Source organism: Acinetobacter sp. 1000160, from assembly GCF_000588715.1.
In the GTDB taxonomy this organism is placed as follows: Bacteria; Pseudomonadota; Gammaproteobacteria; order Pseudomonadales; family Moraxellaceae; genus Acinetobacter; species Acinetobacter courvalinii.
The window spans coordinates 34,383-59,584 of record NZ_JFWP02000003.1; the positions used below are offsets into that span (position 1 = coordinate 34,383).

Below are 25,202 nucleotides of genomic sequence, written 5' to 3' on the forward strand. Positions count from 1 at the left end.
CAAATCCTTAAGAACTTTGATCATCTTCAAGTTTTTTCTGTGCTTCATTCACCAGACTTAAGAAATCTTTGGTGACGTCATCATCGGCGTGATAGCCCTTTCTCTCCCATATCTGCTGGAATAATTTTTCTGGTGTTGGTGGCTCCAGGCTAATGCTTTGCTTGATTTCAGTATTATTTTCATTGGATAAATATTGTCTGGAAATACGTACCAGACGATAGCGATCCTTCGGCAAGGCATCTTCAAATTGCTGGCGCAAATTCGGCTGTGGGGGAATCGCGGTATGATATTCGATATCGACATATTCACGATGCTCGAGATTTTCGATGGGGCCACTCGGTAGGTTTTTAAGCTGCTGCATGACCGCTGTGAGTTCATCTTTAATTTTATGCAGTTGAATACTTCGCGGAATTGCCAATGCTTCAAAATTTAGCTTATTTTCTGGTTGGGTCGAATCAATGGTGACATCAAGCACTTGATGCTTATAGTTAATTTCACTAAATGACAGTGGAATTGGAGAGCCGCTATAACGAATATGTGGATGTTGTACCTTTTGCGGTTTATGCAAATGCCCCAGCGCTACATAATCAATGCTGTCATCGAACAGGCTGGTCGAAAGTGCTTCTTCATTGCCAATGATAATTGGGCGTTCAGAATCAGAAGTTTCCCCGCCTTGCATATGTGCATGCGACATCAGAATCAGCGCTTGATCCTCGGTTTTACGACGTTTGGCTTCTTCGATTAATTGTTGGTGTAGATAAGCAATGGCATTCTGGCTATGGGTGGTGTGTTCATTAAACCCCGTGATTTCGGCAGAACGCAAGAAGGGCAAGGCAATACACCACGCGACAATCTGTTTTTGCTCATCATAAATCGGCAGAATTAAACGTTCCAGATCCAGCGTTTTATCTTCCTTCCAGCGAATCACGCCAACCGTTTTGGCATTATATTTGGCCAATAAGGGTTCAACCTGTTCAATTCGGTAGCCTGAATCGTGATTGCCTGCAATCATGAGGGTTTGCATATGCGGTGCAAGTTCATGCGCATCGGCAAGGAATTGGTAGAGCTGTTTTTGTGCCTGAGAACTCGGATTGATGACATCAAAAATATCACCTGCAATCAGCAAGGCATGCGGCTGTTTCTGTTTGATTTGCTCAAGTAACCATGCCAGAAATTGTTCATGTTCATAATGGCGGGAATGATTATAAAAGAATTGCCCCAAATGCCAGTCAGAAGTATGAAAAAAACGCACAGTCATAAATGAATCTAAAAAATGGATTGAACCAGAATAAGGTAGCACGTATTTAAGCGGAAAGGAGAATCTTGCTGAGCAGAAAAGTAGTACATGATCGCGCTTGATCATTTTTAAACGTTGCTCTAGTTTGAAGATAAAGTCATGCAATAAAAAATGAGGCATCGAGATGAGCTTAGGTAAAGTAAGCCGTGAAGTGACGGATCAGATTATGTTGATTGGGCTGGACCGTGTGGAAAAACGGAATGCCTTTGATAGTCATATGATTCAGGATTTGTCACTGGCGTTAACTGAATATGAGCATGATCCTGAACTTCGTTGTGCGGTAATTTTTGCACATGGCGATCATTTTACAGCGGGCCTGGATCTGGTTGAGTTACAACCGAAGATATCTGAAGGCATCTTTAATTTTGCTGAACAACAAATTAACCCGTGGGGAACAGCGGGCCGGCATCGCAGCAAACCCGTGGTGGTGGCGGTACAGGGAATTTGTTATACCGCAGGAGTCGAGTTGATGCTGAATGCCGATGTGGTCATTGCCAGCGAAAATACCGTCTTTGGTCAGCTTGAAGTGCTACGTGGCATCATGCCATTTGGTGGGGCAACGGTGCGCTTTGTGCAGGCTGCGGGATGGCAAAAAGCCATGCCATATTTGTTAACCGGCAAAACTTTTGATGCGAAAACGGCGGATCAGCTCAATCTGATTTCCGAGATTGTGGAAAATGGACAACAGTTGCAGCGAGCCATTGAAATTGCCAAAGAGATTTGCCTCTCCGCACCACTTGCGGTACAGGCTTTATTAGCTTCTGCAACCGATGCGCTAACTCAAGGGCAGACGGCGGCATTTGAAAAGATGAACAGTTATCTGATGCCATTGTTTGAATCACAGGATGCACAAGAGGGCGTCCGTGCCATGTTAGAAAAACGTCCGCCGCAGTTTAAGGGGCATTAATAATATTTTAAAATAATGGATCAGTGATTTGTTCGACTTGATGAGTTTCATGAAACCAAACATAGACAGATTCTGATAAAACATTGGAGTTGAAAAAATCAGGAAGAAAAATTAAATAATCGCCACAATCATTTTGAGCAAACGCAATTGCAGAATCTGGAAATCCATCCCATGTTCTTGCGAGCTTAGTTTCTCTCACAATATGATTACATGTACGTATTTTTCTTTTTGGAGTGGACTCATCAAAAAAAGGAAAGATTTGCCAATGATCATCTGCGATGAATAATTCACCGCCATTTTCCTCAATCATTTTGTTTTTGAATGCTTGAGGAAATATAAGCTGTAATTCCCTTTCTGCCGCTATAATATATTCCTCTGTAATTGGAAAAGGCATTGTGATTTCTCATTAAAAATTAATAATTTATTTTATACTGCATTTTCATCTAGCTCACAAATACCAAAAATATTATGGTCAGGATCAAGAAAATAGCCCTGCCAGCAACGATTCGGGATTGCGAATTTATCCATTGCCACAATGCCGCCGAGGCTGAGAATTTTAGCTGCCGTTTCATCAAAGTTTTCGACTTCTATAGTGCAGGTAAAGGCATTGGTCCCACATCCTGTGGGTGGAATCGCCACTGGACGTTGTAGTAAACCTCCGTGAATTCCCTCTGTTTCAATGCGATAATATTCAATCGGCAGACCTTCCACTTTTTCAAAATGCCAGCCAAATGCAGACTGGTAAAAATGGACGTCGCGTTGAGGATTGGATGACTGAATTTCAAAATAGGCAACAGTATTCATGATTTTATTCCTTGGTCTTTATTGTGCTTGATTCATTCTAGACAGAACTGGCATGAGCGTGCTAAAGCTTTATGTAAATGAGTAAAGTTGTCCTTTCTGATTTGATTACTCAAATAAATTTTATGAGTTTAACTAAAATAGCAGAGATTGATTAAACCTTAATGAAGATAATGAAGTTAGCCGATCATCCTGAATGGTTAGATCAGGCAGCAAATTGGTTTGCGCAGAAATGGGAGATTCCTGTTGAAGCATACCGTGACAGCATGCAGACCTCGATTGAACAGGCACAAGCCATTCCACAATGGTATGTGATTCTGGATGACAGGCAGCACATTATTGCGGGTGCAGGGGTGATTGATAATGACTTCCATGACCGCAAAGATCTGACACCAAATTTATGTGCCTTATTTGTTGAAGAGACTCATCGAAAGCAGAATATTGCCAGACAACTATTAGATTTTGCTCGGACAGAGATGAAAAACGCTGGCTTTGAAAAGTTGTATCTGGTGACAGATTTAAATGATTTCTATGAAAAATGTGGCTGGACATTTTTAACGAAGGTCACCGAAGATGATGGTGAGTTGATCAACATGTATGTTGCCGATACCTGAACAAACTCAAATCGCAGGCAAATAAAAACCGACGATTCGAGTGATGATAAATCGTCGGTCAAAATCTTTTTCAATGGTTATGGCTGCTAACACAACCATTGTTAAAGATGGAGAGTCATAATGAAAGGTCACCGAAAACATTGCGGATGCCGTGCAATGTCCAATCGGTTGCTGCGACCTTGTACCCTATATAACGCTGCTGGTTGAGGATTGGTTGACATAAAAATGAAAAAAAAGTGAAAAAAATTTATAATTATTTCTTAAAGCCAGTCTAATTAGGTTTATCTTTATGATTTCATTGCGTTTGTATTATCTCTGGTTTTTTATTATTTGTTTGGCCTCGACGTTAATTGCCGGTGTGCTGGCCGCTATTTTACCTAATAGCTTAGGTGGGGTACTCACTGCAATTCCTTACCTGATCGCGATTATCTTTGTTTTGTTCAAATTTCTCAAGCAACAGCGCCGTGCACCCACTGCGCAAGAGAAAAAGTGCTTAAGCATTGGCTTTAGTCTGATCTTTTGGGGGTACAATGCATGTGGTCTGTTACTCGGGCTATATATTTTTGCGCGTAAAGATCCTGAAATCTGGCAGAACTTCCTGCTTTATTTAAAACAGCCACAATTTTTACTGGCTGTATTGGGCATGTGGCTGGTGATTGCCTTACCTTTATTTCTCATTACTTACTGGTTTTATGGACCGCAGGCCCAGAGAATGGCCACAAAGATGTTTCACTAATTAAAGAAAGTTTACTTGTCATTCACTTTTATTCTGCTAAGACTTAGACATCGATCTGATCAATATCATGCAGGATGAGGGTGTAATGCAGAAACAGACGGTTTTAATCACAGGTGCAAGTGGCTTTATCGGTTCGTATTTGCTGCCTTTCTTGTTAGAGCGGAACTATCAGATCATTGCACTGCCCCGCCAGCCTAATCGGGTATCGTCGCATTCAGCACTGTGTTGGGTAAATGACCTTGATCAAATTGAAACACAACACATTGATTATGTGATTAATCTGGCGGGCGAAAATATTGGCGCAAAACGCTGGACGGAACAACGTAAGCAGCAGTTGATACACAGCCGTGTGGCAATGACTGAGCAGCTGTATCAATGGCTGGAACAACGGCAAATTTTTCCGACATGCATTATTTCCGGTTCTGCGATTGGTTATTACGGGATTGATCCTCAACAGCAATGGAAGCTTGTTTGTGATGAAAATACGCCACCACAGACGATTTTTATGTCTGAGTTGTGCCAGAAATGGGAACAAACGGCTTTAAAATTTATCCAGCAAAAGACCAAGATTATTCGTTTAGGCGTGGTTTTCGGGCAAGGCGGAATTTTGCCGCAGATGCTGTTGCCGATCCGGTTAAATGCTGTTGCCAAAATTGCTTCAGGACAACAACCGGTGGTGTGGATTCATATTCAGGATGTACTGAATGCCATCCTTTTTCTGCTGCATTCGGATCATCGTCAAAAGGTGTATAACCTGGTTGCACCTGATCGGGTCAATCAACAACAGTTTGCTCAAGTGGCTGCCCACATTTTAAAGCGCAAACCTTTTATGAACCTGCCCAAATGTGTGTTTACCTTGCTGTTGGGCGAGCAATCACAACTGATCCTTAATGGACAGTATGTGGTTCCCAAGGCTTTGCTGGATCACGGCTTCCAGTTTCAATATCCGGATTTGAATGGAGCTTTGACCGAAATTCTAGCAAGACATTAAATTCTGTTGTTTTAAGCGCAAGGGTGAATAGGCTTGAGGATCAACAATTGTCTCTTGACCCAACAGCAGTTGGCGTAACAGTCGTGCTGAGCCAGAACCCATGCATAAGCCGTTACGGAAATGTCCAAAATTAGCCCAAAGGTTTTCCAGTTCAGGCATGGCACCAATATAAGGAATCCCTTGTGGTGAGCTTGGACGCAATCCAGCCCAACGTTTTACGATGGGGAATTGCGCTAACTCAGGAACCATCTCTAAGCAGGCAGCAAGAATATCCTGCTGGGTCTGTTCATCTACCGCATTGCTAAAGCCTGTATCTGCCATGCTTGAACCACATACAATGTGTCCATCTTGGCGTGGAATCAGGTACATCACCCGATTCATGCACATCGTCGGTAACCAGTTTTCAGGGGTTTTAAATAACAGCATTTGTCCTTGGACCGGTTGCACAGGAACATGATATTGCAGTTGTTCGGCCCATTGCTGACTCCATGCACCAGAACTGATGACCACATGATCTGCCATAAATTTTCGGCCATCTTTGGTTTCAATTCCGAGCACTTTGTTATTCTGAATCATTAATTTTTCAACAGGACAATGTTCAAAAAAACGGACGCATGGATGTTGTTTTAAATAGCTGATCAAGGATTGTAATAAACGTGGATTGCGGACATTGGACAGTTGGGGAAAATAGATTGCTTGCTGGAATTGTTGGGAAATATAGGGATTAATCTGTTCGAGTTTGGAGCGATTGAGCAACTCACATTGCTGCATCGGTTCCTGATATCGAGTGGCATAATTCAAGCCAACCTCGAAATCTTCCTGATCAAAGATCAGCATGCCGGTATCGTGGATTTGAAAATCAATGCCAGTGACGGGGAGTAACTTTTCGTTCCAGGTCTGGTACAGCGATTTTCCGTATTGCGCCAATTGATTGACTTCAGGCGCATAACGCCATGGATACATCGGGGAGAGAATACCGCCACCTGCCCATGAAGCGGCTTGGCCTGCTTGTTGTTGATCAAAAATATCGACAGAACAGCCTTGTTCAGCAAGTTCCAATGCTGACATTAAGCCACTAATACCTGCACCAATGATGGCAATATGCATGATAAAGTTAAACCAGTTTAAAGATTTCCCCTCTTTATTAAAGAGGGGCTAGGGGAGATTTATCTCATCTCTTTTAATTTACGTGCTGCATCTTCAGCAAAATAGGTCCAGATCCCATCAGCACCGGCACGACGGCAGCACATCAAAGATTCCAGAATCACGCTGTCAGATAACCAGCCGTTCTGAATCGCACCTGCAAGCATGGCATATTCGCCACTGACCTGATACAGGAAAGTTGGCACGCCAAAAGTATCTTTGACTTCACGCACCACATCCAGATAAGGCATGCCCGGTTTAACAATGACCATATCTGCACCTTCTTGCAAATCCAGTGCGATTTCATGTAAGGCTTCGGCACGGTTGCCAATATCCATTTGGTAATTGTATTTATTGCCGCCTTTCAGGTTGCTGGCAGAGCCGACCGCATCACGGAAAGGACCATAGAAGCTAGAGGCATATTTCGCTGAGTAGGCCATGATGTTGGTATAGATAAAATCGTTTTGTTCGAGTGCTTGGCGAATCGCACCGATACGGCCATCCATCATGTCACTTGGTGCAATCACATCAGCCCCAGCAGCAGCATGACTGAGTGCCTGTTTCACCAGACATTCAACCGTTTCATCATTTAACACATAACCTGTGTCATCGATAATACCGTCTTGACCGTGTGTGGTATAAGGGTCAAGCGCACCATCGGTAATCAGCACCATTTCTGGTAATTCTTTTTTGAGTAGACGACAGGTGGTTTGAACTAAACCATTTTCGTCCCAAGCGGCTTCCGCTGTTAAACTTTTGTCTTGTTGTGGCGTTACAGGGAATAAAGCAAGTTTCGAGACACCGAGTTCAAGCAGGGTTTCCGCTTTCTTTAGCAGTAAATCAGCCGATAGACGTTGCACATTCGGCATGCTTGGAATGTCTTGAGTTTGTTGTTGTCCCGGTAATACAAACACTGGATAAATCAAGTGATCTGCCGTTAAATGCGTTTCGCTGACCATGGCACGAAGTTGGTCATTTTTACGGATACGGCGCATGCGAGTCGCAGGAAAAGCGGGACGATTGAACGTATAAGTCATAACAATCTCGATGTTCAGTATTACACTAGGGGAATAATTGAGGTATGAAGTCACGCGAGGGAGAGCTGGGTGACGTCGCTCAATTACGAACCCCGCTATTGTAGCCCCATATTTTTAGATTTGTGCAAAATAATGGAAAGTTATTCTTTCCATTGAGTGTAGGCCGCGTATGAATGATGTAAAGAAAAACTGGACTGGCAATATTCAGTTAGGTGCAAAGGCAGATCACCAAGTGGTCTTGAAACAGCTATGTAAGGCATTTAATGCCTGTCCATTTTTTAAATACAGTGGCATGGTCATGCGCGTGGTCGATGATCAGATTGAAGCCTATGTGGAGATGCAGCCAGAACTGGTCGGGAATCTGGCATTCCAGATTTTACATGGTGGTGTGGCGGCTACGATTCTGGACAGTATCGGTGGTGTAGCAGCGATGGAGCAACTTTATCGCCGTGCCGCACCCGAAGATTTGCCTGATACCATCAAGAAAGTATCCCGTCTGGCCACGGTGGATATGCGGGTCGATTATCTGGCGCCAGGGCGTGGCAAATATTTTATTGCCCGTGCCGAGACCTTACGTCTAGGTCGTAAAGGCTGCACCATGCGCATGACCATGGTCAATGATGAGGACAAGCCGATTGCCACTGCAATCGCATCGTATGCCTATTAATCGGTTAATGCTTAAAATAGAACGAGGTGAAGGCCTCTTATGCCACGCTTGAGAGGCTGATTTCATTTTAGAAGCATTTTATTCTCCATTCCGATTGTTTTATAGCAGGCCTAAGGCCTGCTTTTTTTGTGCCTGAATATTCGCACCGCAAGCTGGGTCAAAATGATTCACAAAATGGATAGAGATCTGGAAAAAGTGGATAGAGTCCAGCCATAAATCAGGCTTCAATCAATAAAAGGTTTTTATGGATTGGAGGAGATAAAAATGACGACACGTAATATTGCCGAATGGCAGGACTTTGTGAGTGGATGTCTGGACTTTCGCCCGAAAGATGGAGTGTTCCGTATTGCGCGCGAGATGTTCACTGAAGCTGAACTGTTCGATTTGGAAATGGAATTTATTTTTGAAAAAGTCTGGATTTATGCCTGCCACGAAAGCGAAATTCCTAACAATCATGATTTTCTGACCGTTCAGATTGGACGCCAACCGTTAATCATTAGCCGTGATGGTCAAGGCCAACTGCATGCCATGATCAATGCCTGTGAGCATCGCGGTGCGACCTTAACCCGTGTGGCCAAAGGCAATCAGTCCACTTTTACCTGTCCCTTCCATGCGTGGTGCTACAAGTCCGATGGCCGTCTGGTCAAAGTCAAAGCGCCTGCCGAATATTGTGAAGATTTTGATAAGTCCAGTCGTGGACTCAAGCAGGGGCGAATTGCCAGTTATCGCGGTTTTGTCTTTGTCAGTCTGGATACACAGGCTACGGATAGTCTCGAAGACTTCTTGGGAGATGCCAAAGTCTTTCTGGACTTAATGGTAGAGCAGTCACCGACTGGTGAGTTGGAAGTCCTGCAAGGCAAGTCGGCCTATACCTTTGCAGGAAACTGGAAGTTGCAAAATGAAAATGGACTGGATGGCTATCACGTCAGTACCGTGCACTATAACTATGTCTCCACCGTACAGCATCGCCAACAGGTTAATGCAGCCAAAGGCGATGATCTGGATACCTTGGATTACAGCAAATTAGGGGCCGGTGATAACCAGACTGATGATGGCTGGTTCAGTTTTAAAAATGGTCATAGCGTTTTATTCAGCGACATGCCCAATCCGGCAGTGCGTCCGGGCTATGACACGGTGATGCCGTATCTGCTGGAAAAATATGGTGCCAAGCGTGCGGAATGGGCCATGCATCGTCTGAGAAACCTAAATCTTTATCCAAGTTTATTCTTTATGGATCAGATCAGTTCACAGCTGCGCATTGTCCGTCCAGTGGCATGGAACAAAACTGAAGTGATTAGCCAATGTCTGGCGGTAAAAGGAGAGTCAACCGAAGCGCGTCGTAACCGTATTCGTCAGTTTGAAGACTTTTTTAATGTTTCGGGCTTAGGAACGCCAGATGATCTGGTGGAATTCCGTGAACAGCAAAAAGGTTTTCAGGCGCGTCTGGAGCGCTGGAGTGATATCTCTCGTGGTCATCATCAATGGTGTTATGACATGACTCAAAATGCACAGGATCTCGGGATCCGGCCTGTGATTACGGGCCGTGAACTGACGCATGAGGGTTTATATGTCAATCAGCATGGTCATTGGCAACGTTTAATGCTGGATGGCTTAAATCGCAAGGCTTTAAAAATGCAGGATATTACTTATCAACTTGATACAGCAACGGAAGAGGTATAAGTCATGGCTGCTGAATTACATTTTGCCGTTTCACAATTCCTTTATCAGAAGTCTGAATTATGCGATCGCTATGACTGGGATGCCTATCTGGAACTGTATGATGAAGATAGTGAATATCACATTCCGCAATGGATTGATGATCATCGTTATGTCGAAGATCCAAATCAGGGCTTGTCTTATATCTATTATGCAGACCGTTCGGGTCTGGAAGATCGTGTATTCCGTATCCGTACTGGAAAAGCGGCCTCGGCGACACCATTACCACGCACTCAGCACAGTATTCAAAATGTACAGGTGAAAAGTCTGCCAGATGGCTTGATTGAAGCCAGAGTCGGTTGGAGCACCTTATATAACCGTCAGGGGCTGGAAGGTTGTTTCTATGGACATGCCACTTATCTGTTAAGACCAACCGCTGAAGGATTCCGCATCCGTCGTCAGCACACGATTTTGCTGAATGACAAAATTGATTCGGTCTTGGATTTTTATCATGTTTAAGGGAGCATCATGATGGGACATTCAGTTGCACTTAATTTTGCCGATGGGAAAACCTTTTTTATTTCAGTCCAAGAGAATGAGTTGTTGCTGAATGCAGCCATTCGTCAGGGCATCAATTTACCCTTGGATTGCCGTGAAGGCGTATGCGGAACCTGTCAGGGCCAATGCGAAACAGGCATTTATGAGCAGGAATATGTGGATGAAGATGCGTTAAGTGAACGTGACTTAGCAGAGCGCAAAATGCTGGCCTGCCAAACACGGGTCAAATCCAATGCGGCATTCTATTTCGATCACAATTCTGAAATTTGCAACGCTGGCGAAACACAGAAAATTGCGACGCAAGTGACTCAGGTTGAACTGGTGTCCGAGACAACCGCGATTTTGCATGTTGATGCCAGTGCATCTGCCAAGCAACTCGAGTTTTTATCCGGCCAATATGCGCGTTTGCAGATTCCCGAGACGGATGAATGGCGTTCTTATTCTTTTGCCAATCGTCCGAATCAGACCAATCAATTGCAGTTTTTAATCCGCTTATTACCCGATGGTGTGATGAGCAATTATTTACGTGAACGTTGCCAAGTGGGTCAAACCATCATGATGGAAGCACCTTTGGGTAGTTTCTATTTACGTGAGGTTGAACGACCGCTGGTGTTTATTGCGGGTGGAACCGGGCTGTCGGCTTTTTTAGGCATGCTGGACAATATTGCGGAACGGGCAAATGCACCCGCCATTCAGCTGTATTACGGCGTCAATCAGGCAACCGACTTGTGTGAACAATCCCGTTTGCAAGACTATGCGGAACGTTTACCAAATTTCAATTATCAACCTATTGTCACACAAGCTTCGGAGACTTGGGCAGGCAAAACAGGTTATATCCATGAGCATCTGGACCGGGAGCAACTGGCGGAACAGCCTTTTGACATGTACCTATGTGGCCCGCCACCGATGATCGAGGCTGTTAAAGGCTGGCTGGATGGACAAGCCTTAGACAACTATCGTTTGTATAGCGAAAAGTTTTTACAGAGCAATACGGCTCGCAATTGATCGGCTGCGTTGCCAGACGATTAATACAAAACAGGGGGAGAGGAAATCCCTCTGTTGAAGATAAATAACCAGTTTGAAAAATTAAAAATCTCAACGTGAGCATACGTTGAAACATCGACTTTTAAGGGAATAAAAATGAAGACAATTGATGTGAATCATGTGATCAATCGGGATCGGCTATCGCCCTTGCAATGTCTGGTGTTTGCCTTGGGCTTTCTGGTGTTTTTCTGTGATGGTTTAGATACCGGAATTATCGGTTTTATTGCACCTGCCTTGCTGGATGACTGGGGTATCAGTAAACCTGAATTGGCGCCAGTGCTGAGTGCGGCACTGGTGGGGATGTCGATTGGTGCAATTATTTCTGGGCCTTTGGCGGATAAATTTGGACGTAAAGGCGTGATTGTATCCACGACTTTATTGTTTTCTATATTTACCATTCTGTGTGGATTTGCTTCATCTACCCAAGACCTGATGCTTTACCGTTTTATTACCGGTGTGGGCTTAGGCGCGGCCATGCCGAATATCAGTACCATTGTTTCAGAATATATGCCTGCAAAACGCAAAGCTTTTTTAACAGGGCTGGCAGGTTGTGGATTTATGTTGGGTATTTCTTGTGGCGGGGTGTTGTCGGCCTATTTACTGGAAAATCTGGGCTGGGCCAAGGTGGTGATTCTGGGTGGGATTATTCCTTTATTTTTAGTGGTCGCTTTAATCTTGAAATTACCAGAATCTGTACCGTATCTGATTAAAAAAGATCAGCAACATAAAGCCCAAAGCATTCTGGAAAAAGTTCAGGGTCATGCTTTTGCTGATACGGTCAAAATCGAATTAGCCCAAGTTGATGTCAATCATAGCGATAGCCCGGTCAGAACCGTACTAACGAAATATCTGTGGGGATCGGTGATGTTGTGGCTATGCTGTTTTATGAGTCTGTTGGTATTCTATTTGCTGACCAGCTGGATGCCGACGATTCTAAAAACAGCGGGCTTTAGTACCCAGCAATTTAGCCTGATTGCTTCCATTTTTCCTTTTGGGGGGGTAATTGGTGCGGTGATCATGGGCTGGTATATGGATAAACTGAATCCAACTCAGGTGATTAAATATGCCTACCTGACAGCATTTGTGCTATTCATTGTTGCAGGCTTTGTCAGCTCCAGTATCGCGTTACTCGGCATCAGTATTTTCCTGATCGGGGCATTGCTGACAGGAGCACAATCGTCACTACTGCCTTTGGCTGCTTTATTTTATCCATCGCAGTGTCGTGCAGTCGGCGTGTCATGGATGCATGGCCTTGGTCGAGTCGGCGCAATTTTCGGGGCATTTTTCGGTTCGTATATCTTTACCTATGACATTAGCCTCGGTGGTATTTTCTACCTTTTGGCCTTGCCGACTTTTATTGCCTTTGTCGCGCTGAGCTTGAAAGCGATGCATCAAAACAAGAAAGCCAATCCTGTGTTAAGCACCAGTTAATGGCAAGAAAGCCCAGTACGCTGACTGGGCTTTTTATTTAACAATGCTTACTCATGTTTATTTCGGGTTTCACTCGGTTTTTCGCCAAATTCATCTTTATATTCCTGAGCAAAACGGCTGAGGTGATTAAAGCCCCAGTCATAGGCCAGTTTGGAAATGGAAATCTTTTGATACTTGGCGGCATTGCTTAATATTTTATAAATTTGTTGTAGGCGATATTTACGTAGATAGGCCATCGGACTCAGACCATAATGCTGCTGAAACTCTGCATAAAGCTTGGATTTAGAGACACCCGCCAGGCGCTGTAAACTCTCAGCATCGAAGGATTCACGTGCATGTTGCACAATAAAATTCTTCACTTTACGGATATAGGCGGGTTCCATCTGATTGCTGCGTTCATGCAGGGCTGCCGAATAATTATTTTCCTGAGACAGGAGCAGGGCTTTAATCACAAAATTTTCATAGTCTTCAGAAAACATCGGTAAGCCGGCAAAATCCGCATAATGTGATTTGAGTTGTAGAAAATTTTCAATATTATGCCACCAGGCTTGCATTAATCCGGTCATGCCGAGCGAGATTTCGGGGTTAAACACCAAGGCCTGCTCAAGCGGTTTATTCAGCAGTTCTGCAAGGACCTGATGCAGACTCTGTTCAGGAATCACCACCTGAAATTTTTGACAATCCTGATGAATGACCAAGTCCTGTAAATCCTGATTGGAAACAATGAGCCCTGTATGGGCATCGGATTGGTATTTGGCGCCACCAATACTCAGTGTCTGCTTGCCATGAAAGGGCAGACTGATGCTATAGGCTTTCAGGTGGGAAATATTGATCGCGACATTGGCACCATAACTGATGGTCCCGATGGCCATTTTTTTATGCGGGAGCCGCATACCCTCATAATGAAAGTCGAGTGTCTCCCGACACAGCGTATCCAGACGGTGTTCGCCACAGATCATCGACATTACATTTTGTGCAAAATCGGCTTGATGCGAATGATGGATAAGATCCATATTTTGGCTGAGTGATGTCATCGTCCTTTCACCTAGCGAAGTGCTTATTGTTTTAGCAGCAAAAAAATGCCATTTTGTTCCATAAATGACGCCATTTACGCTCATTGCCAGCAATCGGGAATTGAGCAGAAACTCTGATCCAGCTTTGTTTATTAGAACAAATTTGGCTCAATACGCAAGCCCGTAGGGAATATATCTTTATGCTTTATAGGTATGTTAAATGCTGTGATCTACCAGATTGCATGGTTCGCTTCATCAATCAATAAGTAAACTTAAAGTTTTTAATCGTCATTAAAATATCAATTTATAAGAATTGAACGCATCAGTTATTTTTTTTAATCTCGTCATATGATTTTTTGCCGTTAAAATGCGAAATAATTTTTGCGCTTATGTTGCACTTTGGTTTTTAACATTCAGTTAAGTTTTCAAAATTAAACTGATCGGCTGATTAAACCAAAAGTTAAAAATCTCTTTAATTTTCAGGAATAACTTATGACTGACGCTCAAGCCAATTCACAGGATGCTGCTTCAGATTCGGCATCAGATGATGCAATGAAAGCAAAACGTAAAAAATTTCTCGGATTTTTCGCGCTCATTCTCATTCTTGCTGCAATTCTGTATGGCATCTGGGCGTTATTCTTTAATCATTCTGTGAGTACCGATAATGCTTATGTGGGCGCTGAAACCGCACAGATTACCTCAATGGTGAGTGGGCAAGTTTCTGAAGTCTTGGTGAAAGATACCCAACAGGTGAAAAAAGGCGATGTGCTGGTGCGCATAGACGAGCGGGATGCCAAGATTCAACTGGCACAGGCGCAGGCAGAACTGGCCAAAGCACAACGCCAATATAAGCAGACTCAGGCAAATAGTAGCTCTTTAAATTCTCAGGTCGTGGTGCGTAATGATGAAATCAGCAGCGCACAGGCGCAAGTGACCAAAGCGCAGGCGGATTATGATCGTGCGGCATTGGAACTCCAGCGCCGTAATGAGCTGGCTGCAACAGGGGCGATTTCTAAAGAAGAATTAAGCAAGGCGCAAAGTGCAGTTTCGACGGCTAAAGCCAGTCTGGATCTGGCTCAGGCCGGTTTGGCACAGGCTACTTCTAGCCGTAAAGCTGCTGAAAGTACTTTCGCTGCCAATGAGGCCTTGATTCAGGGGGTAAATGAAGCCTCAACACCTGATGTGCTCGTGGCAAAAGCCCATGTGGAGCAGGCTGCGCTGGATCTGGAACGTACCGTGATCCGTGCACCTGTGGATGGGGTAATCGCGCGTCGCAATATTCAGATTGGGCAACGTGTCGCACCCGGCACCGTGATGATGTCTGTGGTGCCTTTATCGGCACTCTATGTCGATGCCAACTTTAAAGAAAGCCAGCTGGCGAAAGTGAGACAAGGCCAAAAGGTCACACTACGTTCCGATCTGTATGGCGATGATGTGGTGTATCACGGGACGGTGCAAGGTTTCTCGGGTGGAACAGGCGCCGCATTTGCCTTGATTCCAGCGCAAAATGCGACAGGTAACTGGATTAAAGTGGTACAGCGCTTACCGGTACGTATTACTCTTGATCCCAAAGAGCTTGCACAACATCCATTGCGCGTCGGGTTGTCGATGCAAGCGGATATTGATCTCGCATCGAAGTAATCAGCCATGAAAACGCAAACTCCTTTTGCAGAACTCAGTGGCGGGCGCTTACTACTCGCAGCTTTTGTGATCGCCCTTTCAAATTTTATGGTGGTCCTGGATACCACTATTGCCAACGTGTCTGTCCCGCATATTACCGGCAACCTTGCGGTTTCCAGTTCCCAAGGGACCTGGGTGATTACCTCTTATGCGGTTGCCGAAGCGATTTGTGTACCGTTAACTGGTTGGCTGGCAGGACGCTTTGGGACAGTCCGTGTGTTCATATTCGGGCTGATTGGTTTTACCATCTTTTCATTCCTGTGTGGTTTAGCCACCTCGTTGGAAATGCTGGTGTTTTTCCGTATTGGACAAGGTCTCTGCGGTGGCCCGTTAATGCCGCTCAGTCAAACCCTGCTCATGCGAATTTTCCCACCCGAAAAACATGCACAGGCGATGGGTCTTTGGGCCATGACCACGGTGATTGGACCCATTCTCGGGCCGATCCTCGGGGGCTTGATCAGTGATAATCTGTCTTGGCACTGGATTTTCTTTATCAATATTCCGGTTGGTATTGTCTGTGCCTTAGCCGCCGTGCGCTTATTATCTGTAGCTGAAACCAAAACCGAAAAATTGCGGATTGATGCGATTGGCCTAGCTTTGTTGGTGCTATGGATTGGTGCACTGCAATTAATGCTGGACCTCGGACATGAGCGCGACTGGTTTAACAATACCAGTATCATTATTCTGGCATTGGTGGCCGTTGTTGGTTTTATCGTGTTTATGATTTGGGAGCTGACTGAAAAGCATCCTGTGGTCAATCTGTATGTGTTCCGGCATCGGGGTTTTGCGGTTTCGGTACTGGCGCTGGCCTTTGGTTTCGGTTCCTTCTTTGGCAGTATTGTATTGATTCCACAGTGGTTACAGATCAATCTCGGCTATACCGCCACATGGGCGGGTTATCTGACCGCCACGATGGGCTTTGGTAGTCTGACCATGTCACCGATTGTGGCGAAGCTGTCGACCAAATATGATCCACGCGCACTAGCAAGTTTTGGGCTGGCCTTGCTCGGCGTGGTTACTCTGATGCGGGCATTCTGGGTCACTGATGCTGACTTTATGGCCTTGGCGTGGCCGCAGATTCTGCAAGGTTTTGCCGTGCCATTCTTCTTTATTCCGTTGTCGAATATTGCAATGGGCTCGGTATTGCCCCAAGAAATGGCATCTGCCGCAGGCTTGATGAACTTCCTTAGAACCATGGCTGGTGCGATTGGCGCGTCAATTGCAGTTACCATTTGGGATGATCATGCCAAAGTGGCACGCAGTGAAATAGTCAATAATCTGCATCCGCAAGAAGTGCAAAACAGTTTACTGCAGAATGGATTTTCTCCCGATGCAACGCTAGGTGTAATTGCCAATCTGGTGGATAAAGAAGCCATTACCATGTCAGCCAATCATGTATTTATGCTACTGGCGATTGCATTTGTCTTTGCCAGTGCCCTGATCTGGATGAGTCCAAAACCGAAAGGCAATAGCGGTGGCATGCCGACCCATTAGAAACTCTGAATCAAACACGCATCTCTCAGGAGGTGCTTTTTTTATGTATAAAAATAGTGTCTTAAGCCAGAATTGATAGATTTTGCCTGTTTTGATTCAGGCAAGGCATGCCAGAATTCAGCTGCAAATAATGAAAAGACATAATCAAAACAGGGAGGAGCATTGCTGGCAGAGGAACAACAGCGCCAAATCATTCAATATTATTAAAATTTTATTTTGAGCAAAGATTAAAAGTTTTATCCCTGAGAACAAAGTTGCCCGCATGAAAATTGCATGGATTGGCATACGCATATAGTGGAGTTATCACGTGAATCATCGATATTTATTTTGGTTGAGCAGCGTATTGGCTGCTGGTTTATTACAAGGATGTGGGAATGATTCCTCATCAGATCAATCAGGCACAGATCCAAATACAGGCCATCCTTCAACCCCCAACCTGATCGTTGATCAGGACCCAAGTAGCTGTAGCAAACGGGCAGAAGATGGCTCAAGTGTGGTGGTCGGTTCGGATCAGAATGGTGATCCCGCAGCGCCTGAAGGCGCATCGGGTTACCGATTAAACAATACAGTGAAATATGCCGATAAATATATGGTGGTGGCGAACACGCCATTGGCCGTAAAGGCGGGCTGTGACGTCTTGAAAGCGGGTGGCAGTGCGTTGGATGCTGCGGTTGCAGTACAGGCGGTATTGGGCTTGGTAGAACCGCAATCCAGTACCATTGCAGGCAGTGGTTTCATGATGTACTACGATGCAGAAAGCAAAACGGTCACTGCCTATGACGGACGTGAAACCGCACCTGCTGCTGCCAATGAATATTATCTGGTTCGACAGGATCTGCATGATCCGGCATCACCCGCACCGGTACCGAGTGCCCGTCGTAGTGGCCGTTCGATTGGTGTCCCTGGGGTCATGCGCTTGCTGGAACAGGCTCAACAAGAGCATGGCAAACTGAAATGGGATCGGCTTTTTGATCAGGCCATTGATCTTGCCGATCATGGCTTCCGTATTCCTGGGCGTCTGGCAGATGCAATTGCCAGCAATGCAGACCATCTGGCACTGGATGCCAATGCAGTCGCAACCTATTTTTATCCAGATGGTAGCCCTCGAAAAGTGGGTGAGACCATGACCAACAAAGCCTATGCCAAAACTCTGGAAGTACTTGCAAGCCAAGGGGCAAAGGCCATGTATAGTGGGCCGATGGCGAAAAATATTGTGGCTAAAGCGGGCCAAACAGTCGGGGATGATGCAGCTCGGACACCCATCACGCCAAGTTTGATGACCTTACAGGATTTAGCGGATTATAAAGTCAAAAAACGCACGCCAATCTGCACCACTTACCGCGATCGTTACTATGTGTGTACCATGCCACCGCCATCATCAGGTGGGATTGCAGTTGCACAAACGCTAGGCATTTTAGAAAATTTCGAGATGAGTAAATATCCACCTAAAAACCCCGAGAATGAAGGTGGAATTCCGGATGTCATGGGCGTGCATCTGGTCACAGAAGCTGAGCGATTGGCCTATGCAGACCGTGATAAATATGTGGCAGACACTGATTTTGTAGCTTTACCAGCCAAGGGTATCGCCAGTTTGATTGATAAAAATTACTTGAAACAACGTGCTGGATTGATCAATCCAGATCAAAGCATGGGCGTAGCCCCAGCAGGTCAATTCAACTCAAATGCAGGGATAGATAAGACCGTTGAACATGGCACCACTCAATTCACCATTGTCGATGCCTATGGCAATGTGGTGTCGATGACCTCCACTGTTGAATCGAGTATGGGTTCATTCCATATGGTGGATGGTTTCCTGTTATCCAACCAGTTAACAGATTTTAGTGCTAATCCGGTCGATCAGATGGGTGCATTACTGGCGAACAGGGTAGAAGGGGGTAAACGTCCACGTAGTACTATGGCACCCACCTTGGTCTTCAAAGGCACCGCACCTGGTGATTTTTATATGGCAACCGGTTCACCGGGTGGCGGCACCATTATTCAATATGTGGTAAAAACGCTGGTGGGGGCATTGGACTGGAACCTGAATGCACAACAAGCCACTTCTTTGATGAATTTTGGTGCGACCAACAGGCCAAATACCAATATTGACAGTTCAAATAGCCAGTTATCCTTACTTGAACTGATTGATGCTTTGAAAGCAAAAGGACATGGTATTTCCAATACTGCTCAAACCAGCGGTATTGCGACAATAATGAAAGTGGATATTGATAACCAAAGCAAATATGCGGGTGGTGTCGATCCACGCCGTGAGGGCATTGTATTAGGCAATGGTGCTCTATAGGTCAAATTCAAAAAAGCTGTCCCTGTGGCAGCTTTTTGATTTTGTACTTGAAAAATAAAGTGCAGACGCCATATACAGCAATAAGCGTATATTTTGCTGATTGGTTAGAAATTAAGATTTAAATTCTAACGATCTATGTTATGATTGCGCTGTACTTTGGGGATGTTTCTGGCTTCGACGCTGGTGATGAAACTCATAGATGCATGCCGAGAGCGCATTTTCTCTCGTAAATAAAATTTGCATTTTAATAGTCGCAAACGACGAATCATACGCTCTAGCTGCCTAAGGGCAGCTTGTCCGCTTCACTGAATACTTGTGGTCAGTGAACCCGACTGAAGCGCACGCACACAAGTCCGTATAGTGTTGAGCCTCGGGACACTATACCAAATCTAGAGGATCGCGCTGAGTACCCTGTTCGTCGGGTCGCTTAGCGTTAAAACAATAGACGATATCTAAGCATGTAGTATTCTCGAGCGTAATGCTGGCGGACGCGGGTTCAACTCCCGCCATCTCCACCAAAATATTATTCGGGATTGTTTGATCCGATATAAAAAAGCCTTTAAGTTCAATACTTAAAGGCTTTTTTATTTGCCTATTTGTCCGATATCATCTGATATGATTTGACCTCATTTTTGCTTTTTAAGGGTCAGAATTGGGACAATTTGACCCACAAGATTCAAAATGAGTGGGCAGGAAAAATGGCACTAACTGATGTGGAATGCAAAAAGGCATTACCTAAAGAAAAGCAATATCGATTATCAGATTCTAATGGGTTGTCACTCATCATTGATCCGAAAGGTAGTAAATATTGGTCGCTTCGATTTACGGTTGATGGGCAAAGAAAATCTAAAGCACTAGGGCAGTATCCTGAGCTAAGCTTGAAAAAAGCTCGCGAAATTGCTTTAGAAATAAAATATAAATTTTCTCGTGTAGAGGTAGTGGATGAATTAAAGCCACTTTTTAAAGAGGTAGCAGAAGAGTGGTTTGAAAATCAAAAAGAAACATGGTCTACAAAGCATATTAGCAATGTCCAAGCATCATTAGATGAATTGTATATTGGACTTGCCAACAAGCGAATTAATCAAATCCAAGCTCCCGAAATTTTGCAGATCATTAAGAAAATAGAAGCGAGAGGTTCACTTGAGATTGCTAAGCGTACATTATCACGCTGTGGAATGGTCATGAAGTTCGCAATTGCGCATGGTTATCGATATGATAATCCTGCTAGTGATTTGGTATATGCCCTTAAGAATAGAAAAGTGAAAAATCTGGCTACTCTCTCTGCAAATGAAATGCCTGAATTTCTAAGACGTATCAAGGCTTATCCATGTGATGATCAAACGCATCATGCGCTTATGTTGATTATGCTTACTGGCGTTCGCGTAAGTGAATTACTGCAAGCGTGTTGGGACGAGTTTGATCTAGATGAGCGTAAATGGGACATCCCGGCTGAGCGTATGAAGAATGGTTTACCCCATCGTGTACCCTTAACAGCCATGATGGTCGATGAACTTCAGGCATTGCGTCTGACGCATAATCAGGATGCATTATTTCCACACCGACTAAATAACAAGCAAGCCATGCGTAGTGAGTCAATTTTGGCCGTAATTAAGCGTTCAGGCTATGCGGGGCGAATGACTACGCATGGATTTAGATCTCTATTTAGTACAGTGGTGAATGAATCTAATTTATTCAATCCTGATGCGATTGAACGTCAGCTTGCACATGTACCTCAAAATCGTATTCGCGCTGCTTACAACCGTGCACAGTATTGGGAGGAACGTGTAAAAATTATGGAATGGTATGAAGGGCAAGTCAAAGCTTGGTTAATGAGGGCTGATAGTTGATGATATTAGCTTAGATATCTCAATATTTTCGATGGATTAAATGTATTGATGGTAATTAGAGACTCAAGAAGACCCAAATTATAGGCTTATTTTTTGAATTATTTGATAATTACATGATGCGGTAGTGGTTAATTACCGCATCATGTAATGTATACGTCAAAAAATTACTACAAAGTACAATGATTATCGTAGAAATGCACTGAGAGTGTGAGATTAATCGTTTTCAAGATTAGAGTTTCTTGAGGTTTGATCTTTGAAGTTTATGATGTTGCTAGATTCAATTAATCCTCTATTACGAATTGGTTGAGTCGTATTTAGTGCTTTATGATGATCTAGAATTATTTTTTCAATCATTTTTTCCTTTGATAAATTACTTTGTTGGCAAAGTTCAAGAAGCAGATTATTGGTTTTTTTAGTGATCCTTATTTTGTATTCATCTTTACTTTTCTCACTTTGATTAAACTTATATTGGTTCCAACTTCTTTTTAATCGGTCAATTATATTCTCATAATCCTCTTTATTATTGAAAGGAGTGACATCAAAGATATGAAGAATATAGATGATGGTGAGTTTTTTGTTGCTATTGTAGCTCATTCTAATACCTAGATCTTTGAATCTAGGGTGTTCATTTAAATATTCTAAGCACCATGCTAATTGGTTTTTATCTGATTTTGAAAGCCATTTTTCAAAATCGTAGGTGAGGTTTAATCTGAGTACCCATTCATTTTTTAATTCAATAAGATAATGTTGTTTTTGTATAGTTGTAATTTCTGTTATTTTGTTTTCAATTTTTTTGAAATCTTCATTGTGAATATCAATTTTTGATGTGAAGTTAAGATATAAATCATCACTATAGTTAATGCTATTAAGTCTAATATAATCTTTTTTTAGCCTGAAGTTTAACCAGAACAATAATCTTTTATCTTTTTTTCCAATCCACATAATTGATTGATTAGGAATAACTTCAGTTCTTTTTTTATTTAAAATTTCATTAATTGTAATTTTTTCGTCCAGAATTGCAGTAAAGCAAAAATCTTTATATTCCCTGTGAGTTAGTTGCATTACAGGTAACTCTTGCTTCTGGCAAAGCCATACGTACAACCAATAGAAATCCTTTTCTGAGAAATCTTTCAAGTGGCCAACAGGGTCAAGTTTTTTGTCTATCATAGTAATGATCAATAGATGATATTAAGTGGGTATTTTTTCATATAAAAACTGAATAATAAAGTGATATTTTAGTGATATTTTAGTGATATTTTAGTGATAATTTTATTCATGTATTCACTGTAAATTATAGTATACAGCATAAAAATAAGCATTTTTAAATTGATCATACGTTTTTTAATCTAATAAAGAGTGTACTTGAGTTTTTTGATATGTGGAAAGGAGGTAGGATCATCAATAAGTGGACACTGTTACTCAAAAAAGATTTGAATTTTTGCTTCTAGTAGTGAGCTCGAATGGGCTAACGTTAGCTTGTTTTTTGGCACTGAAGTAGATCAAAACGCCTAAGAAGGATAGCTGAATTTGGATCATTTGAAAGGTTGAAATCTGTGTGTCTTAGTGGGTAGTCTATATTATTAGAATCATCGTACTCAGGTTTAATATGATATTTTATTAATGAAGTAAATAAATTATTGAGATGAGTAGTTATTGAAAACAAGAGATATTGATTTTATAAAATTAAAAAAAAGACAGTGTGCATATTGGATGAGATTAGATTAGGAGTTCTCACCATGACTGTTACAATGACACAGAGAAAAGATGAATCATTTATTCTATTTAAAGTGGAAAGTTTTGTTTTAGATGTGATGAGTGGGGGATTATACCCAAATATGAAGAAACAACTCATTGAATTAATGACGCAGTTTGATCTAGTTTACAATATTGACTATCAATATAGTGATTATATTCTTTCTTTTGTACATTTGAAGTCAATTATTGATCTTAAAAGATATAGTTTAGATCCTCCCCTATGTGATTCATATACTTTTGTTGATCATGTTTGTATGGATGAATTAAATGCTTATGCACAAGAAGTTAAGACATTTAAATTTAAGATTGAAAATGCTCTATACCAATTTTATAGGCAGGAGGAGGAGAGTAAAAAAAGATTAATAGGATATATGGAAAAGCTTTTTCATCATTATCGTAAATTACTTATTGTTAGAGTGAACCTGTTCTATCATGAAGAGGTTCGGGATGAAATTAATATAAAGAAATTTGATCAAGATTTTAGGGTCTTTAGAAATCGTCTTTCAAATAAAGATACTTGTTTTAAAAATTTGCATGGCTATGTGTGGGCTATGGAACAAGCAGAAAAGTGTGGCTACCATGTCCATTTACTACTTATTTATGATGGAGCATTACATCGTAGCGGCGTACATTTTGCTATGTTGATAGGACGGAAATGGAATGAGATTACTCAGGGGCGTGGTGCTTATTTTAGTTGTCATGACAAATCGTATCTTGAGCAATTACAACGAGCAGGATGCAAGATTGGTATAGGTCCAATTTCACGGGAGGTTTCAGGTGATTGGGAGCGACTTGAATCTGCATTTTTGTATTTGGTCAAATCAACAAAAGATGCTCAACGGATGCGTGTCAAATTAAAAGATATGCGTACCTTTCATACAGGACGGTTTGAAGTCAAAAAAAGGAGAAGGATTAAACCTCGCTAAAACTGCCGACTTCAACTTATACATTGTCACTTAAAAAAAACATTTTACGCTTTAGGGGGTTATGAGGAGGGGCGATGCACCCCTCCCGATTTTTATTTTCTTTAATCATCTTCTTTTATTGGCTGACTGTCTTCTGGAGAAACATCCAGTTTTTTCTTCGGTAAGCTTAACAATTTTAACGCATTTGATTTGCGCATAAAGTATTTCAAAATACGAGACCCAATATAGATGATAATAAACATGAATAGAAGGTTAATGCATCCCCAGAGTATTCCTAGACCAATGTGTTTTTTAAAATCTATACCTGTATTGACGAAGAAAAGCATAAAAATTACAAAGCAATAAGCAAGAATTCCACTAGTAGCAAATAGAGCTGCGCCTATATTCTCCGATTTTTTTGCTTCTTCTTTTGAAATCTCTTTAATTAATTCAAAACTTTGATTGGCTTCATTAAATTTAACAAGATCGTGGCAGTTGTTATGAATTCTTGCAGCATAGTGGCTATGGATTAAGCTTTTGAAATATCTCAATAATGATAGGTTTTGCTCCTGGGTTTTAAGGTTTCTCTGTAAAATGGCTACTATTAATTCGTATTGGAATGAGACTTTATCTTCTTTAGATAGATATATGGTGTTTAAGTTTTGCTCGAGTTCTAAGATTTCTTTAGATTTAAAATGTTGGTATAAGCCAAAGATATCTTGAAACATTTCGCTGTCTTTAATTTTCTTATAAGCTGCGCAAAATGTAAGTAAAACTGGTATAAGAGCAGCGAACCATGCAGCATCAGGAACTAAGTTAAGGTAACTTAGCATAAAGGAACTCCTCATAAGTTTTTTTAATAGATTAGAGTTTTAAATAGAAGATAGTAAATGGTTAAGAGTATATCGGGCGGCAGTCTATGTCGTATGAAATTTACCCATCATTAAATTATTTGTATGAATAATTTTTGGATTTTAAAAAGCCCTTACATTCAGAATTTAGATAATCTAGTCTACTGTTTTTATGGAATGCAGCAAATTTAAGCTAATGTTTAAAAAAGATGTTGAACAGTATATTGCAAGCCTTAGACAGCTTGGGAGGGGTTCAAGAGATATAGAAGGAGGTTGGGAACGTTTATCCCAGTAATCAATTACTTTCCCTTACCTGAAAAGGACACACAGCGGCTTCGAGTGAAAGCTATCAAAGATATGCAGACTTTTGGTCATGGGCACTTTGAGAATGGCAAACGTAGATGGATTAAAAATGACTCAAGTCAAAATTCTTAACTTATACATTATTAGTTAAAAAAGCTTCTTAGAACATG

Annotated in this window: 22 protein-coding genes and 1 other RNA gene; 15 read left to right on the forward strand and 8 right to left on the reverse strand. The window is 42.4% G+C overall.

Going from position 1 to position 25,202, the window contains the following annotated elements:
- Positions 1-7: 7 nt before the first annotated feature.
- On the reverse strand, positions 8-1,258 hold the full coding sequence (locus J699_RS12025) for an exonuclease SbcCD subunit D (protein ID WP_032867863.1): 1,251 nt from the start codon (positions 1,256-1,258) through the stop codon (positions 8-10).
- 163 nt (positions 1,259-1,421) lie between these two features.
- Here J699_RS12025 and J699_RS12020 point away from each other — a divergent pair, with 163 nt between their 5' ends.
- Positions 1,422-2,204, forward strand: coding sequence for a crotonase/enoyl-CoA hydratase family protein (locus tag J699_RS12020; protein WP_032867861.1), 783 nt, complete (start codon positions 1,422-1,424; stop codon positions 2,202-2,204).
- 7 nt (positions 2,205-2,211) lie between these two features.
- On the opposite strand, the gene J699_RS12015 is transcribed toward J699_RS12020, so the two are convergent.
- Together J699_RS12015 and J699_RS12010 are read right to left on the reverse strand one after the other, a co-directional pair.
- Positions 2,212-2,598, reverse strand: a complete 387-nt coding sequence (locus J699_RS12015) for an SMI1/KNR4 family protein (RefSeq protein WP_032867859.1) — start codon at positions 2,596-2,598, stop codon at positions 2,212-2,214.
- A 32-nt stretch (positions 2,599-2,630) separates the two neighbouring features.
- The gene (locus tag J699_RS12010; protein WP_032867857.1) at positions 2,631-3,008 is read right to left on the reverse strand and encodes a VOC family protein; all 378 of its coding nucleotides are present in this window, start codon (positions 3,006-3,008) and stop codon (positions 2,631-2,633) included.
- Positions 3,009-3,169: 161 nt separating this feature from the next.
- Between J699_RS12010 and J699_RS12005 the strand changes: the two genes are divergently transcribed.
- The 3 genes from J699_RS12005 to J699_RS11995 all read left to right on the forward strand — a co-directional run bounded on the left by J699_RS12005 (position 3,170) and on the right by J699_RS11995 (position 5,346).
- Positions 3,170-3,619 carry a GNAT family N-acetyltransferase gene (locus tag J699_RS12005; protein ID WP_032867855.1) on the forward strand — a complete coding sequence of 150 codons (450 nt, stop codon included), beginning with the start codon at positions 3,170-3,172 and terminating at the stop codon, positions 3,617-3,619.
- Positions 3,620-3,908: 289 nt separating this feature from the next.
- Entirely contained in the window at positions 3,909-4,355 is a 447-nt protein-coding gene (locus tag J699_RS12000) for an ABZJ_00895 family protein (RefSeq protein WP_032867852.1), read from the forward strand.
- An 85-nt stretch (positions 4,356-4,440) separates the two neighbouring features.
- Positions 4,441-5,346 carry a TIGR01777 family oxidoreductase gene (locus J699_RS11995; RefSeq protein WP_032882787.1) on the forward strand — a complete coding sequence of 302 codons (906 nt, stop codon included), beginning with the start codon at positions 4,441-4,443 and terminating at the stop codon, positions 5,344-5,346.
- On the opposite strand, the gene thiO is transcribed toward J699_RS11995, so the two are convergent.
- Positions 5,332-6,453 carry a glycine oxidase ThiO gene (thiO, locus tag J699_RS11990; protein WP_032867848.1) on the reverse strand — a complete coding sequence of 374 codons (1,122 nt, stop codon included), beginning with the start codon at positions 6,451-6,453 and terminating at the stop codon, positions 5,332-5,334. The two genes, J699_RS11995 and thiO, sit on opposite strands and share 15 nt — an antisense overlap.
- A gap of 59 nt (positions 6,454-6,512) precedes the next feature.
- Entirely contained in the window at positions 6,513-7,526 is a 1,014-nt protein-coding gene (hemB, locus tag J699_RS11985) for a porphobilinogen synthase (protein WP_005229100.1), read from the reverse strand.
- Between the two features lie 169 nt (positions 7,527-7,695).
- On the opposite strand from hemB, the gene J699_RS11980 reads away from it, so the two are divergent.
- The 5 genes from J699_RS11980 to J699_RS11960 all read left to right on the forward strand — a co-directional run bounded on the left by J699_RS11980 (position 7,696) and on the right by J699_RS11960 (position 12,882).
- Entirely contained in the window at positions 7,696-8,193 is a 498-nt protein-coding gene (locus tag J699_RS11980; protein ID WP_005229102.1) for a thioesterase family protein, read from the forward strand.
- Positions 8,194-8,457: 264 nt separating this feature from the next.
- The gene (antA, locus tag J699_RS11975) at positions 8,458-9,873 is read left to right on the forward strand and encodes an anthranilate 1,2-dioxygenase large subunit (RefSeq protein WP_032867845.1); all 1,416 of its coding nucleotides are present in this window, start codon (positions 8,458-8,460) and stop codon (positions 9,871-9,873) included.
- 3 nt (positions 9,874-9,876) lie between these two features.
- Positions 9,877-10,368 (forward strand): anthranilate 1,2-dioxygenase small subunit, encoded by a 492-nt coding sequence (gene antB, locus J699_RS11970; protein WP_032867843.1) that lies wholly within the window; start codon positions 9,877-9,879, stop codon positions 10,366-10,368.
- A gap of 6 nt (positions 10,369-10,374) precedes the next feature.
- Positions 10,375-11,412, forward strand: coding sequence for an anthranilate 1,2-dioxygenase electron transfer component AntC (gene antC, locus J699_RS11965; RefSeq protein WP_104021885.1), 1,038 nt, complete (start codon positions 10,375-10,377; stop codon positions 11,410-11,412).
- Positions 11,413-11,547: 135 nt separating this feature from the next.
- Complete coding sequence (locus J699_RS11960; RefSeq protein ID WP_032867839.1) at positions 11,548-12,882, forward strand: MFS transporter; 1,335 nt, start codon at positions 11,548-11,550, stop codon at positions 12,880-12,882.
- A gap of 47 nt (positions 12,883-12,929) precedes the next feature.
- On the opposite strand, the gene J699_RS11955 is transcribed toward J699_RS11960, so the two are convergent.
- Complete coding sequence (locus J699_RS11955; protein WP_032867837.1) at positions 12,930-13,916, reverse strand: AraC family transcriptional regulator; 987 nt, start codon at positions 13,914-13,916, stop codon at positions 12,930-12,932.
- Positions 13,917-14,387: 471 nt separating this feature from the next.
- On the opposite strand from J699_RS11955, the gene J699_RS11950 reads away from it, so the two are divergent.
- The 5 genes from J699_RS11950 to J699_RS11935 all read left to right on the forward strand — a co-directional run bounded on the left by J699_RS11950 (position 14,388) and on the right by J699_RS11935 (position 21,218).
- Positions 14,388-15,536 carry an HlyD family efflux transporter periplasmic adaptor subunit gene (locus J699_RS11950; protein WP_032867835.1) on the forward strand — a complete coding sequence of 383 codons (1,149 nt, stop codon included), beginning with the start codon at positions 14,388-14,390 and terminating at the stop codon, positions 15,534-15,536.
- A 6-nt stretch (positions 15,537-15,542) separates the two neighbouring features.
- Positions 15,543-17,069 (forward strand): DHA2 family efflux MFS transporter permease subunit, encoded by a 1,527-nt coding sequence (locus J699_RS11945; RefSeq protein WP_032867833.1) that lies wholly within the window; start codon positions 15,543-15,545, stop codon positions 17,067-17,069.
- 307 nt (positions 17,070-17,376) lie between these two features.
- Positions 17,377-19,371: a gamma-glutamyltransferase gene (gene ggt / locus J699_RS11940; protein ID WP_032867831.1), complete on the forward strand. Its 1,995-nt coding sequence runs from the start codon at positions 17,377-17,379 to the stop codon at positions 19,369-19,371.
- 158 nt (positions 19,372-19,529) lie between these two features.
- Positions 19,530-19,889, forward strand: a transfer-messenger RNA (tmRNA) gene (gene ssrA, locus J699_RS19105).
- 180 nt (positions 19,890-20,069) lie between these two features.
- A complete protein-coding gene (locus J699_RS11935) occupies positions 20,070-21,218 on the forward strand; it encodes a tyrosine-type recombinase/integrase (protein ID WP_032868274.1) in 1,149 nt (382 codons plus the stop codon).
- Positions 21,219-21,431: 213 nt separating this feature from the next.
- On the opposite strand, the gene J699_RS11930 is transcribed toward J699_RS11935, so the two are convergent.
- Positions 21,432-22,385, reverse strand: a complete 954-nt coding sequence (locus J699_RS11930; protein WP_032867830.1) for a hypothetical protein — start codon at positions 22,383-22,385, stop codon at positions 21,432-21,434.
- Positions 22,386-22,954: 569 nt separating this feature from the next.
- Between J699_RS11930 and J699_RS11925 the strand changes: the two genes are divergently transcribed.
- Positions 22,955-23,899: a YagK/YfjJ domain-containing protein gene (locus tag J699_RS11925; protein ID WP_032867829.1), complete on the forward strand. Its 945-nt coding sequence runs from the start codon at positions 22,955-22,957 to the stop codon at positions 23,897-23,899.
- 101 nt (positions 23,900-24,000) lie between these two features.
- On the opposite strand, the gene J699_RS11920 is transcribed toward J699_RS11925, so the two are convergent.
- Positions 24,001-24,711 carry a hypothetical protein gene (locus J699_RS11920; protein ID WP_032867828.1) on the reverse strand — a complete coding sequence of 237 codons (711 nt, stop codon included), beginning with the start codon at positions 24,709-24,711 and terminating at the stop codon, positions 24,001-24,003.
- Positions 24,712-25,202 lie beyond the last annotated feature (491 nt).